Origin of the sequence: Paracoccus sp. JM45 (genome assembly GCF_003590715.1) — a bacterium.
In the GTDB taxonomy this organism is placed as follows: Bacteria; Pseudomonadota; Alphaproteobacteria; order Rhodobacterales; family Rhodobacteraceae; genus Paracoccus.
In genome coordinates, this window is record NZ_QQVY01000006.1 from 24,728 (window position 1) to 38,596 (window position 13,869).

General features: G+C 59.6%; 11 protein-coding genes and 1 tRNA gene. 8 read left to right on the top strand and 4 right to left on the bottom strand.

What is annotated here, in order from left to right; genetic code table 11:
* Positions 1 to 188 precede the first annotated feature (188 nt).
* The 3 genes from DWB67_RS10130 to DWB67_RS10140 all read left to right on the top strand — a co-directional run bounded on the left by DWB67_RS10130 (position 189) and on the right by DWB67_RS10140 (position 3,074).
* Positions 189 to 986: a Crp/Fnr family transcriptional regulator gene (locus tag DWB67_RS10130; RefSeq protein WP_119807433.1), complete on the top strand. Its 798-nt coding sequence runs from the start codon at positions 189 to 191 to the stop codon at positions 984 to 986.
* Between the two features lie 82 nt (positions 987 to 1,068).
* The gene (locus DWB67_RS10135) at positions 1,069 to 2,331 is read left to right on the top strand and encodes a hypothetical protein (protein ID WP_255418631.1); all 1,263 of its coding nucleotides are present in this window, start codon (positions 1,069 to 1,071) and stop codon (positions 2,329 to 2,331) included.
* 2 nt (positions 2,332 to 2,333) lie between these two features.
* Positions 2,334 to 3,074, top strand: coding sequence for a hypothetical protein (locus DWB67_RS10140; RefSeq protein ID WP_119807434.1), 741 nt, complete (start codon positions 2,334 to 2,336; stop codon positions 3,072 to 3,074).
* Positions 3,075 to 3,141: 67 nt separating this feature from the next.
* Here the strand turns inward: DWB67_RS10140 and DWB67_RS10145 are convergent, their stop codons facing one another.
* From DWB67_RS10145 to DWB67_RS10155, 3 genes are all read right to left on the bottom strand, one after another.
* The gene (locus tag DWB67_RS10145) at positions 3,142 to 3,453 is read right to left on the bottom strand and encodes an ETC complex I subunit (protein ID WP_119807435.1); all 312 of its coding nucleotides are present in this window, start codon (positions 3,451 to 3,453) and stop codon (positions 3,142 to 3,144) included.
* 168 nt (positions 3,454 to 3,621) lie between these two features.
* Positions 3,622 to 3,706: transfer RNA gene (locus tag DWB67_RS10150), tRNA-Leu, on the bottom strand.
* Positions 3,707 to 3,757: 51 nt separating this feature from the next.
* Positions 3,758 to 5,251 (bottom strand): NAD(P)H-hydrate dehydratase, encoded by a 1,494-nt coding sequence (locus DWB67_RS10155; RefSeq protein ID WP_119807436.1) that lies wholly within the window; start codon positions 5,249 to 5,251, stop codon positions 3,758 to 3,760.
* 154 nt (positions 5,252 to 5,405) lie between these two features.
* Between DWB67_RS10155 and DWB67_RS10160 the strand changes: the two genes are divergently transcribed.
* The 3 genes from DWB67_RS10160 to DWB67_RS10170 all read left to right on the top strand — a co-directional run bounded on the left by DWB67_RS10160 (position 5,406) and on the right by DWB67_RS10170 (position 7,693).
* Positions 5,406 to 5,744 carry a P-II family nitrogen regulator gene (locus DWB67_RS10160; protein WP_022707998.1) on the top strand — a complete coding sequence of 113 codons (339 nt, stop codon included), beginning with the start codon at positions 5,406 to 5,408 and terminating at the stop codon, positions 5,742 to 5,744.
* A gap of 85 nt (positions 5,745 to 5,829) precedes the next feature.
* Positions 5,830 to 7,236 carry a type I glutamate--ammonia ligase gene (gene glnA, locus DWB67_RS10165; RefSeq protein WP_119807437.1) on the top strand — a complete coding sequence of 469 codons (1,407 nt, stop codon included), beginning with the start codon at positions 5,830 to 5,832 and terminating at the stop codon, positions 7,234 to 7,236.
* A 202-nt stretch (positions 7,237 to 7,438) separates the two neighbouring features.
* Positions 7,439 to 7,693: a hypothetical protein gene (locus DWB67_RS10170; RefSeq protein ID WP_119807438.1), complete on the top strand. Its 255-nt coding sequence runs from the start codon at positions 7,439 to 7,441 to the stop codon at positions 7,691 to 7,693.
* A 45-nt stretch (positions 7,694 to 7,738) separates the two neighbouring features.
* On the opposite strand, the gene DWB67_RS10175 is transcribed toward DWB67_RS10170, so the two are convergent.
* Positions 7,739 to 8,806: an alkene reductase gene (locus DWB67_RS10175; protein WP_119807439.1), complete on the bottom strand. Its 1,068-nt coding sequence runs from the start codon at positions 8,804 to 8,806 to the stop codon at positions 7,739 to 7,741.
* A 194-nt stretch (positions 8,807 to 9,000) separates the two neighbouring features.
* Here DWB67_RS10175 and DWB67_RS10180 point away from each other — a divergent pair, with 194 nt between their 5' ends.
* Positions 9,001 to 11,550 carry a cation:proton antiporter gene (locus DWB67_RS10180; RefSeq protein ID WP_119807440.1) on the top strand — a complete coding sequence of 850 codons (2,550 nt, stop codon included), beginning with the start codon at positions 9,001 to 9,003 and terminating at the stop codon, positions 11,548 to 11,550.
* A gap of 35 nt (positions 11,551 to 11,585) precedes the next feature.
* Complete coding sequence (locus DWB67_RS10185; RefSeq protein ID WP_119807441.1) at positions 11,586 to 13,868, top strand: Tex family protein; 2,283 nt, start codon at positions 11,586 to 11,588, stop codon at positions 13,866 to 13,868.
* Position 13,869: the final 1 nt, after the last annotated feature.

Below are 13,869 nucleotides of genomic sequence, written 5' to 3' on the forward strand. Positions count from 1 at the left end.
CCGCAAAGGTGAAGTACAAAGGTATAGCACTGATCGGGAAGAGTAGTTTTTTATTACCCGTGCCACGTTTTACTTCCTGATCAGTGCTGGCATGCGTATTTCACGCTCGAATAATCCGGCTATTTCTTGTATATCTGAACGATCTTCAGTCTATATTCGAAAAGTCGATAATTCTGAGAGGTTCGCGCGTGATCGATGCGATCAACCAAGGAAAGCCTGCGGTGCCCGCCTCTGACTGGAGGCGTTGTGCCGGCAATATCGACTGGTTGAGTGTTATCGAAAAATGTGATCCCGCATTGTTTCACGGCATGTCGCGTGCGCAGATGGCGATGCTGCTGAACGAAACGACGGTCCAGCACCTGCGCCGTCCCACAGAATTGCTGCGTCAGGGCGAAGCCGCGCGATGGGGCTATCTTATTCTGGCGGGGCGGATCGAGGTCAGTTTCATCGACATTAACGGCAACCGCATCCTTGCCCATCTAGCCCGCGCCGGTGAGGTTCTGGGCGAGGTCGAGCAGTTTTCCGGCCTGCCTTGCGCTGCGACTTGCACGACTTTACCTGATACGACAGTCATGCTGTTCGATGCGGCGCTGGTTCTGCGCCATATGTCCGCTGATATGATCTTGCGTAATTTTGCGGGTATTTTCCACAACCGCCTGTGTCGGGACAACCGCCAGCAAACCGTTGCCATGTTCTATGCAGCCGAGGATCGCCTGCGTATCCATCTGTTGGGAATGACCAGCGACAACAGTCCCTCGGTCCAGATCAGCCAGACCGAACTGGCAGCATTTGCCGGATGTTCACGCCAGACGGCGAACCGCACATTGGCGCAGCTGCGGGCCGAGGGGATCGTGGCCATCGGGCGCGGCTCGATCAGGGTGCTGGACCGGACGCGTCTTGCCATCACGCGGTCGGGTGGTGAACAGATGGTGCTGGAAAGCGTGACGGTTCCGACCCGCAATCAGGAACAACCCCGTCAGCCCTGACGCAGTTGTGACGATGCAGGGGCTGAGAGAGTTCCCGTTTTCAGGTTAACAGGCATTACCACATCCACCCATCGGAGCATGCATGCCCAATTCCCGATCCAATACCGACCGCGCCGGTGACCGCTATGCCCGAGAGCTGGAGCGTCATCTGGACTGGCTGGACAGCTTTACCTCGACTGCGCTTGGCGTACTGTCGGCGGCATCGGGCATCTATACCTATCTGGGCGTGCGGACGCTGCTGGATGATCCGGGAATGTGGACGACATTTGCAGCGCTGGCCTATTCCATCGCGGTGTCAGTGGGAATTTTCGTCTTCTGGTCCTATCTTCTGCGCCTGCTGCCCGCGGTCCGTTCCGCAGCGTCGCGGGTGGGGCTTTTGTTGACCATGGCGTTGGGGGCTGTTGCGATTGTTGCCATGTCGTCATGGCTGAACGCCGCCGCCCTGGCGGGCGGGGCTGCCGTTGAAACGCATATGGCCAAGACGGTGCAGCATTACCAAACCTCGCTTGAGCGGGCGCATGCCAATGCAGTGGCCGGACAATCGCTGGTTCGCGATGTCGCCCGTGTGCGTCAGTCCTTTCAGGATCTGTCCGAACAAGAGGCTGGCGGCACCCTGTCCGGCTTTTCGGGACGCGGGGCGGTCTTCCGTGTCCTGACCCAGAAAAGCGCCGAATTGCTGGCGCTGGAAGAACAGCTGACCCAGACCGAGGATCCGATTGCACAGACCTTTACCCAAGGAAATACGATCCTGTCGCAAATGCGCGGCATTTCCGTTGAGCCCGGCCCGCTAGAGGATCGGACGGTCCGATTTTCCGAAGATGCTGTCGAACTGGCAGGGTTGATCACACAGTTGCGCCAGCTGAACCCCGCGCCACTGGTATCCCGCGCGGCGCAGGATCTGTCGGATGCGGTGGTTCTGCCGGAACTGGACGGATCGACCGCCGAAACGCGGGCAGGGCAGTCCAGCACCATCAATTCGGTCCTGACCCTTGTTGCACAACGCGCCCAGACCCTGAACGATGCGGCAGGGGCCGTCATCGGACTGCCTGCCCCTGACGATGCGCTTTACACGCCCATGTCGGCGGCAGATGCGGTGATCGTCTATGCAGGGAACTTCGTTCCGGCATGGGCAGGTGCAATTTCCATTGACCTTCTTCCGGCGGTTCTGGTCTTTATCATCATGGTTGTTCAGGCCGCCATCCGTTCCGGACGGGGCGAGGGGCATACAGACGATCGTATGACAGTCGGTGAATTGCGCGCAGCACTTGTGGCATCGGACCTGCTGTATCGCGCTGATACGAAGCCGGATGTTACGCATGATGATCCCAAGGACAGAGTGGATTAGGGGTGGGGCTGTTCTCCTCTCCTCAACGGGTGATCCGCGCGGTGCTTGTCTCTCAGGTGGTGATGGGGCTGGCGATTGTCGGCGTCGATCTGATGCGTGCACCGGGCAATCCGGCGCCGGGCCTGTTTAACCCCGCCACAGAAGGACCAAATGTCCGGCCCTATCGCCCTGACCTGCGGCCCTCGGACCCGTCCCGCCCTGATACACCGGCCATGCGTCCCATGCCAAGCGCGCTAGAGTTCGAGGAGGAAGACGACACCATCCGGATCACCGGCCAGATCGCCCCGGGCGACGCTGACCGCTTTGTCGAATGGCTGGAACGAAGCCGGCCACAGGCGTCGCAGGTGATGCTGGACAGTTCGGGTGGATCAGTCTCGGATGCTTTGGCGATTGGCCGCACAATCCGCTCGGCCAGCTATGCAACACGCATCGAGGATGGCGCGGTCTGCCTGTCCGCCTGTCCCTATATCCTTGCAGGCGGGACCCTGCGTCAGGTTGCAGATGGCGGTATTGTCGGCGTCCATCAGCATTACTTTGGCAAAAACACGATTCTGCCTGCTTTTATGGCGGTTGCTGATGTTCAGCGCGCGCAGGCAAGTGTCATGGATTATCTCGTGCAAATGGGTGTGGATCTGCGCCTGATGCCACTGGCCCTGCGTACCCCGCCCGAGGATATCAATATTCTGACAATGGATCAGATGCGGGACCTGAACCTGATTCTGGACCAACCCGCGACAGGTTGATATGGCCTGAAATGCGGGACAAACAAAGATGCCACCATTCCGTCGAAATGGTGGCATTTGTCAGTGTTCAGTGGGTCCAGGGCACCCGACGGTCGGTGGCAAAGTTTTCGCCATAGCCACGGGGGCGGATGTTCAAACCGCGCTTTTGCGGCTGCTGGACCACATATTCCAGACCATGTTCGCGGGCATAATCTTCTGCATGTTTGCAGCTGTCGAACCGCAGGCGAACCTGACTTTGGGTATCATTGCTGCTTGTCCAGCCCATCAGGGGGTCAACTTCACGCGCATCTGCATGCGGGAATTCCAGCACCCAGCCTGTTGTCTTGGACATGCCCGATTGCATAGCGTTGCGGGCGGGTTGATAGATGCGCACGAGCATAAGGATATTCCTCGACCTGATATCTGGCGGTTATCGCGAAATCTGCGCAGCGGATCAAGCCCTGGAACGCAGTAGGGTGCCATTCATGAAAGAAGTTGATGGCATTGGCCCAACGTCCGCAAGCATACGGCGGTTGCGCTGCACATATTCGATTGTCGTTGAACAATATGGTGCGGGTAGAGGGACTTGAACCCCCACGCCTTGCGGCGCCAGAACCTAAATCTGGTGCGTCTGCCAATTTCGCCATACCCGCGTCTGGCGGCTTCTAGCAAAGCATTTTCTGAAGTGCGAGAGGGAAAATCATCTATTTCGAATTAATTATTGCGGGCAGGATTTCGGGCAGATCATCCGCGATCAGACCGGGGCCAAAGCGCCGCGCCGCAGCCGCATGCAGGGTCACCCCCATACATGCTGCGTCAAAGGGCGATTGGCCGCGTGCCAGCAAACCCGTGATAATTCCGGACAGCACATCGCCTGCGCCCGCTGTGGCAAGCCATGGGATGTCAAAGGCGGAATGGATATGCACCCGCCCCAATGGATCGGCAATCACGGTGTCAGGGCCTTTCAGCAGAACAACCCCACCGGCCCGTCGGGCAGCTTCGGGCAAGATGATAGTGTTTCCTTCAGAGAGCCGGCTGGACAGATCGGGGAACAATCGGGTGAATTCACCCATATGCGGGGTCAGGATGCAACCGGCATGCGTCTTCAGGGACGGGTCGCCTGCAAGCGCAGTTAGCGCATCTGCATCCAGAACAGCGGGTTTGCCCGACAACAGCAATGCGGGCAGCAACTGGGCCGCGCGCGCAATGCCACAGCCCGGTCCAATGCACAGCGCGCCGATGCGGTCATCCTTTAGCAGATCGGTCAGTTCTGTAGCATTATCCAGAGGTTTGCGCATCAGTGCGTCCGGCTGGCCGGTATGTTCCGGCATAGCCTGCGATGTCGGGCAGATTGTGACCAGCCCTGCGCCGACCCGCAAGGCCGCACGCGCCGACAAGCGGGCAGCGCCGCCTTTGCCTGAATCCCCCGCAATAATAACAGCTGACCCGTGGGTGAATTTATGCCCTCTGCTGTCGCGTTTGGACAGCCATGCGGTGTCCAACTTGTCAGACCCTGCCAGCGCAGGTCCGGCGGCGGTGATGCAAGGGTGGGCAATCTGACGCCATGCTTGCAGGCCCAGATCATGGATCACCAGCTTTCCGCATACTGCAGGGCCATCGGCGGTCAGATGGCCGGGCTTGGGGCTGTCAAAGGCGACGGTCATCGCTGCGTAGCAACGCGCAAGTATCTTTCCACTGGTCAGGTTCAGGCCGCTGGGGCAATCCACCGCCACGATGCGATCGGCGACATTGTCGGCCAGATGATGCAGGATCGCTGCTATATCTTCGGAAGGGGCGCGGGGCAGTCCGGTGCCGAAAATGGCATCGACATAGACATCGCTTTGCGGACCCTGCTGCAAATTGGACAACTCTAGCGGCAGAACGGGTCCTGATTGCAACCAGCGCTTTGCAAAGGTAGCAGCGTCACCTGCTGCTTTGGTATGCATCCCCAAAACATGCAGCTTCCAGCCCACGCGATGCAGATGATGCGCGATGACATATCCATCACCGCCATTGTTGCCCGGTCCGCAAAGGATGGTTGCCTGTCCGGGAACCGGCCAGCGAAGTCTTATCCGGTCTGCAACGGCTTTTCCCGCATCCTCCATCAGGGATGCGCCGGTCACAGCACCGCTGGCGATGGCTGCGTCCTCGGTGGCGCGCATTTGGGCGGGGGTAAGAACTTCGACGGTATGGAGCATTGTTTATGCCTATAATTTAGTCATTATGCACGAATTATACGCAGTATGGGGCGACAAAGCGTTTCCGCTCTTCCAAGATCATGCTGCTGCATTTACGCCATCATACAAACGCGCCAATCAAGCTTCAGGCAAGCCGCGAGGAAGGATCAGAGCGATGAAGAAGATCGAGGCGATCATCAAGCCGTTCAAGCTGGACGATGTGAAGGAAGCGTTGCAAGAAGTTGGCGTGCAGGGCCTTTCCGTCACCGAAGTCAAAGGCTTTGGACGTCAAAAAGGGCATACCGAATTGTATCGCGGCGCTGAATACGTTGTCGATTTCCTGCCCAAGGTGAAGATCGAGATGGTGCTGCCCGACGATCAGGTCGAAGCCGCCGTCGAAGCGATCGTGGGCGCAGCCCGCACCGAAAAAATCGGTGACGGCAAGATTTTTGTTCTGCCGGTCGAACAGGCCATCCGTATCCGCACCGGTGAAACCGGCGACGACGCGGTCTGATCGCAGCAGGGTAAACAACCAGAATCTCTCGGCCCGGCCAGTTTGAAAAATGCCGCCGGGCCGTTACCACGAAGAAAGGGAAGAGATGGAAATCAAGGATGTCTTGAAGCTGATCGAAGACGAAGATGTCGCCTATGTCGACGTTCGTTTCACCGATCCCAAGGGTAAGCTTCAGCATGTGACGCTGGATCGTGATCTGGTGGACGAAGACTTCTTCGAAGAAGGCTTCATGTTTGACGGCAGCTCGATCGCGGGCTGGAAGTCGATCGACCAGTCGGACATGAAACTGATCCTCGATCCGGCCTCGGTCTATATCGATCCGTTCTATGCCGAAAAGACGCTTTGCGTGCATTGCAACGTTGTCGAACCTGACACGAACGAGCCTTACAGCCGCGATCCGCGCGGAACCGCAGAAAAGGCCGAGGCCTATCTGAAATCCTCGGGGATCGGTGACACCGCATTCTTCGGTCCGGAAGCGGAATTCTTCCTGTTCGACGATGTGCGTTATTCCGTGACGCCGCAGAAGGTCGCGTTCCAGATCGACGCAGCCGACGCCGCATGGAACACCGACACCGAATACGAGATGGGCAACACCGGCCATCGCGCAGCCCATAAGGGCGGTTATTTCCCGGTCAACCCGACCGACGCCTCGCAGGACATCCGCAGCGAAATGCTGACGACGATGAAGCGCATGGGCATGAAGGTCGACAAGCACCACCACGAGGTTGCCAGCGCGCAGCACGAGCTGGGGCTGATCTTCGGAAAGTTGACCGAACAGGCCGACAACATCCAGAAGTACAAATACGTCATCCACAACGTGGCCCATGCCTATGGCAAGACGGCGACCTTCATGCCCAAGCCCATGAAGGGCGACAACGGGTCTGGGATGCACGTCAACATGTCGATCTGGAAAGACGGCAAGCCGCTGTTCGCGGGCGACAAATATGCTGATCTGTCGCAGGAAGCCCTGTGGTTCATTGGTGGTATCCTGAAGCACGCCAAGGCGCTGAACGCCCTGACGAACCCGTCGACCAACAGCTACAAGCGTCTGATCCCCGGCTTCGAAGCCCCGGTTCTGCGCGCGTTCTCGGCACGCAACCGTTCGGGCTGTGTCCGTATTCCGTGGACGGAATCGCCCAAAGCCAAGCGCGTCGAAGCCCGCTTCCCTGATCCCGCAGCCAACCCGTATCTGTGCTTTGCTGCACTGTTGATGGCTGGCCTTGACGGCATCAAGAACAAGATCGATCCGGGTGCCGCTTCCGACAAGGATCTTTACGATCTGCCGCCGGAAGAACTGGCTGAAATCCCGACCGTTTGCGGTTCGCTGCGCGAAGCGCTGGAAGAACTGGACAAGGATATGGACTTCCTGTTGGCAGGTGACGTGTTCACCCGTGACCAGCTGGAAGGCTACATGGCCCTGAAATGGGAAGAGGTTTATGCCTATGAGCATACGCCGCACCCCATCGAATACGCGATGTATTACAGCTGCTAATCACAGCAGTATTGTCGGGAATGAAAGGGCGACCCATCAGGGCCGCCCTTTTCGCATCGGTTGGATAGAATATTCATTTGCGTCATAAACAATCGCGCACGAAATTTAATCACGGTTTCGTGTATGCTGCATCAGATCCGTCATCAGGCTCGTGTCTATGGTCAGACGCTAAGAAAACTTATCCGATGACAGGAGAATACAGATGACCCGTTTCGCATATATCGCCGCCGCCCTGACCGCCTTCGTAGCTGTCCCCGCCGCCGCAGAAAACATGGGTGACAAGCCCGCAATGAACGATTTCCGCGCAACCAATACCGTGCAGGTCGAACGCCGCGCAGGTGAGGTTTATACCAGCCGAGAGCTGGCCACCTTGGGCTTTGATGCCGATAAGATGGTATCCGTGTCGTCATTTCCAAGCGGCGGTCGTCCGGATGACAGCAGCCGCGATCGCATGTAAGTCAAAAAGGTCGGGCAATCGCCCGACCTTTTCCATTATCAATGATTATTCGGCAGCAACGCCGGTATGGACCGGATAATCAGTATAGCCTTCTGCACCACCGGCATAGAATGTCGCGCTGTTATGTTCGTTCAGCGGCAGACCATCGCGGAAACGTTCAGCCAGATCCGGCGTCGCGATATAATCACGCCCGAATGCGACCGCATCGGCCTTGTCTTCGGCCAGAAGTGTATCGGCCAGTTCTTTCGTCAGCCCCTCGTTTGCGATGACCGGTCCGCCAAAGGCGGCACGGATATCGCCCATCAGGCTGTCTTCGGCAACGTATTCGCGCAGACAGATGAATGCGATCTTCCGCTGTTTCAGCTGATCCGCAACATAGGTGAACAGGGTCTTGGGGTCGGTATCACCCATGTCATGCGCATCGGTGCGGGGCGACAGATGGACACCGACGCGGTCTGGTCCCCAAACCTCGCTGACGGCATCCGTGATTTCCATCAGCAGACGGGCACGGTTTTCCATCGAGCCACCGTATCGGTCGCTGCGCTTGTTGGTGCTGTCCTGCAAGAACTGGTCGATCAGATAACCGTTCGCGGCATGCAGTTCGACACCGTCAAAGCCGGCGTCCTTGGCCAGTTTTGCGGCATTGCGATAGGCTTCGACGACCTCGACGACTTCATCTGTTTCCAGCGCGCGGGGCGTCGGATAGGGGCGCATGGGACGCAGCAGGCTGACATGGCCCTCTGCGGCAATGGCCGAAGGTGCGACAGGTGCCTTACCGTCCAGAAATTCCGGGTCGGAAATCCGTCCGACATGCCACAACTGCAGGACGATCTTGCCATCGCGATCATGCACGGCCTTGGTGACATGCGACCAGGCATCTGCCTGTTCTTTGTTCCAGATGCCGGGGGTGGCGGCATAGCCCACACCCATTGGCGTCACGCTGGTCGCTTCCGAGATGATCAGCCCCGCACCCGCGCGTTGTGCGTAATATTCCGCCATCATTTCGTTCGGGATACGGTCGTCGCCGCTGCGGCTGCGGGTCAGGGGCGACATGACAACGCGGTTTTTCAGCGTCACCGCGCCAAGCGTCAAAGGTTCAAACATCGAGGACATAGCGTCCTCCTTTCCATGGCTTGTTGATCATAATGGTCTTGTGACCATCGAAGATGACAGCTGTGCGCGGCGCGATGGCTTTTCAAGCACCGGAATTAGTGAACACTCAATTCGCTATCACAAGACAGCGTTCTTTCCAGATATGGCGTGCGACGGGCTTTCCAACGACGACATCTGCCTTTATTCCCAAAGGCATGGATATTGTACTGCTGACCACCTTCACCGCCTGTCTTTTCCTGCTGATCGCCACGGCCGAGCCGCTGGCCGCGCGATTGACATTGCCCTTCAGCGTAATGCTGGCGGCGGTTGGAACATTGATCGGCGGCGGTGCGATTTTCCTGCTGAACACCGAATTGACCGATGCCTTCAATCCATTGGCTGAAGGCATTCTTGCGCTGCCGATCAGGTCCAGCGTTTTCATGTATGTTTTCCTGCCTACGCTGATCTTTCAGGCAACACTGGAAATGAACATCCGGCGGATGCTGGATGACTGGGTGCCCATTCTGACGCTGGCCGTGGTCGCGGTGGTCGTGGCGACCCTGACCATCGGTTATACGCTGTCATGGGTTAGTGGATTGCCCTTGATGGTCTGTCTGTTGCTGGGGTCGATTGTCTCGACCACCGATCCATCTGCGGTTGTCAGCATCTTCCGGTCGCTGTCTGCCCCCAAGCGCCTTGCCCGCATTATCGAAGGCGAAAGCCTGCTGAACGATGCCGCCGCCATCGCATTGTTCGGCCTGTTCATGAGCTATGTGATGCTGGGCGTTCCCAACCCCAGCCTGTCCGAGGCATTGGGCCAGTTTCCCGGCCTGATTGTCGGCGGTATCTTTTCGGGCTGGTTCTCGGCGCGGGTGGCGTTGATGCTGATGGGACTGTTTTCGCGGTTCGAAACGGCGCAGATTTCCGTGTCGGTCGCGGTGCCCTATCTGGCCTATATCGGCGCGGAACAACTGCTGGGTGCATCGGGGGTCATCGGCGTCGTGGCCGCCGGTCTGACGCTGAATTTCATGGGTCCGGGCCGTCTGTCGCCCGCCTTCTGGATGAACCTGAAAGAGGTTTGGGGCCTGCTGTCGCATTGGGCCGGTGCGCTGATCTTTATTCTGGCCGCGCTGCTGATTCCGCGCCTGTTGGGCGATGTAAGGCTGGCGGATCTGCTGCTGGTCGTTGTGGTGATCCTTGCAGCCTTTGTCGCCCGCGCGATCATCCTGTTCGGATTGCTGCCCTTGCTGACGCGTCTGGGGTTGTCGCCCAAGATCCAGCGCCCTTACCGCATTGCCATCATGTGGGGCGGTTTGCGCGGGGCGGTGACGCTGGCGCTGGCGCTGGCGGTGACCGAAAGCCTGCGCGTGCCGGTGGAAACCAAGCGTCTGGTGGGTATTCTGGCAACCGGCTTTACGTTGTTCACACTGATCGTGCAGGGGACAACCCTGCGCGGGGTGATCAGCCTTCTGGGGCTGGACAAACTGTCGCCGCTGGATCGTGCCTTGTCCAATCAGGTGGTTGCCGTGGCCTTGCAGACGGTGCGTGAAGGCGTTGCCTCGGCCACTGAAAACTATGATCTGACGCGCGAAACCGTCCGGTCCGAGGCCAAGCGTTTCGCCGCGCGGTTGGACGCCGCTGTGGAACGGGCCGAGGCGGAAGATAACGCCGAAATCCTTGACCGCGACCGCATTACCCTTGGCCTGATCGCGCTTGCGGGCCACGAAAGGGAGGTGATCCTGCAACGTTTCCGCGAACGTGCGATTTCGGCGCGGCTGTCCGAACAGGCACTGTTCGATGTAGACCGTTTGATCGAAGGCGCGCGCAGCACGGGGCGCACCGGCTATCAGCGCGCCTCGCGCAGCAGTCTGGGATATGGTCCGACGTTCCGTCTGGCCGCGATCCTGCGCAACCGCTTTGGCATTCCCGGTCCATTGGCCGGCATGACCGCCGACCGGTTCGAGATGTTGCTGGCAAAGCGTCTGATTTTGCGCGACCTTCACGGGTTCATCGACCGCCGCATCCGCCGTATTCATGGCCGCCGCGTGGCAGAACTGTTGCACGAATTGCTGAACCGCCGGATCGAGGCTGTGGAAACCGGCCTTGAAGGTCTGCGCCTGCAATACCCCGGCTATGCCGAGGAGCTGGAGCGTCGATTTATCCGCCGGACTGCCCTGCGTTTGGAAGAACGCGAATATAACACCATGCGTGACGACGGTCTGATCGGGTCCGAGGTGCACACACAGCTGATGAATGATCTGGACCAGCGGCGCAGCGCCTCGGAACGGCGGCCCAAGCTGGACCTGACCTTGCGCAAGAATGAATTGGTACGGCAGTTCCCGCTGTTCGCCGATCTTGGCGACGCCGAACTGAAACGCCTTAGTAAAGAGGTGCGGACCCGTTACATCAATGCGGGCCATGTGATTACCCGCAAGGATACACCCGCGCGGACGGTGTTCTTTGTCGCCTCGGGGGCGGTCGAACAACTGGTGGCCGGCCAGACAACACGTCTGGGTCGGGGCGAAATGTTCGGCCAGATGGGCGTTCTGACTAGCCGTATCCGCCGCGCGGAAGTGCGCGCCATCACGCCGACCAGCCTGCTAGCGCTGGATGAAACGGGCTTTCGCCGCCTGTTAAAGCGGTCAGCCGCATTGCGGCAGGTGGTGCGTGACAGCGCCGCGGGCAAAGCCTCAGTCGCCGAGGTTTTGCGCCTGCCGGAATTGCAGGTCGATGCGCCGCTTGGCGGGGACGATCCGAAGGTCTAGAACGGCGGTTCAGGATCACGACCAAAGGCCAGTTCATGGACACCGCCCTTCGCATCGCCCGCCAGATTGCCGATGAAATCTCGGCGACACCAAAGCAGGTGACATCTGCTGCCGAATTGCTGGACGGGGGCGCCACGGTGCCCTTCGTGGCCCGCTATCGTAAAGAGGTGACGGGCGGGCTGGACGACACCCAGTTGCGGACGCTGGCCGAGCGCCTGTCCTATCTGCGAGAGATGGAGGCGCGCCGTGCCTCTATCCTTGGGTCGATCCGCGATCAGGGCAAGCTGACCGACGATCTGGCCCGCGCCATCACACAGGCTGATACCAAATCGGCGCTGGAAGACATCTATCTGCCCTTCAAGCCCAAGCGCCGCACCAAAGCAATGATCGCGCGCGAAAACGGGCTGGAGCCGCTGCTGCGTGCCATTATGGCGGACCCAAAGGTCGATCCCGACAACCTTGCCCCGCGCTTTGTCACCGAAACCGTTGCCACGCCGAAAGACGCGCTGACCGGTGCCCGTGATATTCTGGTCGAGGAATTGTCCGAAAACGCACAGGTTCTGGGCAGTTTGCGCGACTTCATGCAGCGCGATGCCTTCATCGCCGCCCGCGTCGCCAAGGGGAAAGAGGAAGCTGGCGCCAAGTTCAGCGACTATTTCGACCACCGCGAAAAATGGTCCGATATTCCCGGCCACCGTGCGTTGGCGATCCTGCGGGCGGCCAAGGAAGAAATTGTCACCATTGATATTTCACCCGAACCCGAAACCGGCGTCGCGCGCGCCGAAGGGATTGTCGCGCGTGGTCTGGGCAACCTGCCGGACGGGGCGGGGGCGGACTGGCTGCGCGGTGTCGCGGCATGGGCATGGCGCGTGCGCCTGTCGAACACCATGTATATCGACCTGCTGACAGACCTGCGTAAACGCGCCCATGACGAGGCGATCCGCGTCTTCGCCCGCAACCTGCGTGACCTGCTGCTGGCCGCCCCTGCGGGGGCACGCACGACGCTGGGGATTGATCCGGGCATCCGCACCGGCTGCAAGATCGCGGTGATCGACGCGACGGGCAAGCTGGTCGATACGGCCACCATCTATCCTTTCCAGCCGAAAAACGACCTGCGCGGGGCCGAGGCGACATTGCTGTCGCTGATCACCCGCCACGGGGTTGACCTGATCGCCATTGGCAACGGCACCGCCAGCCGCGAAAGCGAACGTCTGGTGGCGGATGTGCTGAAACGCTTGCCCAAAGGCATGAAGGCACCGACCAAGGTGATCGTGTCCGAAGCCGGTGCCTCGGTCTATTCGGCATCCGAACTGGCGGCCAAGGAATTTCCCGATCTGGATGTGTCGATCCGTGGTGCGGTGTCCATCGCGCGGCGTTTGCAGGACCCCTTGGCCGAACTGGTCAAAGTGCCCGCGCAATCCATCGGTGTCGGGCAATACCAGCATGACGTGGACCAACGCCAGCTTGCCAAAAGCTTAGAGGCTGTGGTCGAAGACGCTGTGAACGCCGTTGGCGTCGATCTGAACACCGCATCCGCGCCCTTGTTGGCCCATGTCGCGGGGCTGGGGCCGTCACTGGCGCAATCGGTCGTGGCGCATCGTGATGCCCAAGGGGCGTTCAAGACCCGTGCGGCATTGAAGAAGGTCACCGGCCTTGGCCCGCGGGCCTTCGAACAATGCGCGGGCTTTTTGCGGATTACCGGCGGGACAGAACCGCTTGACGCCTCCTCCGTCCACCCCGAGGCTTATGGCGTTGCCCGCAAGATCGTGGCCGCCTGCGGTCGCGATCTGCGGTCGCTGATGGGGGACAGTGGCGCCCTGAAATCCGTGCGAGCCGAGGATTTCGTCGATGCCAGCTTTGGCCTGCCCACCGTGCGCGACATCCTGTCGGAACTGGAAAAGCCGGGCCGTGACCCGCGTCCGGGCTTTGTCACCGCAAGCTTTGCGGACGGGGTCGAGGATATCAAGGATTTGCGCGCAGGCATGTTGCTGGAAGGCACTGTGACCAATGTCGCGGCCTTCGGGGCCTTTGTCGATATCGGCGTGCATCAGGACGGACTGGTCCATGTCAGCCAGTTGGCCGACCGCTTTGTCAAAGACCCGCATGAGGTTGTCAAAGCCGGCGATGTCGTCAAGGTCCGCGTGACCGAGGTGGATGTGCCTCGTAAACGGATCGGCCTGACAATGCGTAAGGACGGGGGCCGACAGCCTGTGCCCAAGGCTGAAAAGCCGCAGGGCAGGGCGCCGAAACAGATGCAAGCCGCGCCCTCGCAGGGGGCATTCGGATCGGCTTTGGCCGATGCGCTTAGAAAACGCTAAG

Bases quoted from the DNA above. Each gene is read 5' to 3' on its own strand.
- DWB67_RS10145 (WP_119807435.1), bottom strand. From the start codon at position 3,453: ATGCTCGTGCGCATCTATCAACCCGCCCGCAACGCTATGCAATCGGGC.
- DWB67_RS10175 (WP_119807439.1), bottom strand. From the start codon at position 8,806: ATGTCCTCGATGTTTGAACCTTTGACGCTTGGCGCGGTGACGCTGAAA.
- DWB67_RS10170 (WP_119807438.1), top strand. From the start codon at position 7,439: ATGACCCGTTTCGCATATATCGCCGCCGCCCTGACCGCCTTCGTAGCT.
- DWB67_RS10160 (WP_022707998.1), top strand. From the start codon at position 5,406: ATGAAGAAGATCGAGGCGATCATCAAGCCGTTCAAGCTGGACGATGTG.
- DWB67_RS10155 (WP_119807436.1), bottom strand. From the start codon at position 5,251: ATGCTCCATACCGTCGAAGTTCTTACCCCCGCCCAAATGCGCGCCACC.
- glnA (WP_119807437.1), top strand. From the start codon at position 5,830: ATGGAAATCAAGGATGTCTTGAAGCTGATCGAAGACGAAGATGTCGCC.
- DWB67_RS10185 (WP_119807441.1), top strand. From the start codon at position 11,586: ATGGACACCGCCCTTCGCATCGCCCGCCAGATTGCCGATGAAATCTCG.
- DWB67_RS10135 (WP_255418631.1), top strand. From the start codon at position 1,069: ATGCCCAATTCCCGATCCAATACCGACCGCGCCGGTGACCGCTATGCC.
- DWB67_RS10180 (WP_119807440.1), top strand. From the start codon at position 9,001: ATGGATATTGTACTGCTGACCACCTTCACCGCCTGTCTTTTCCTGCTG.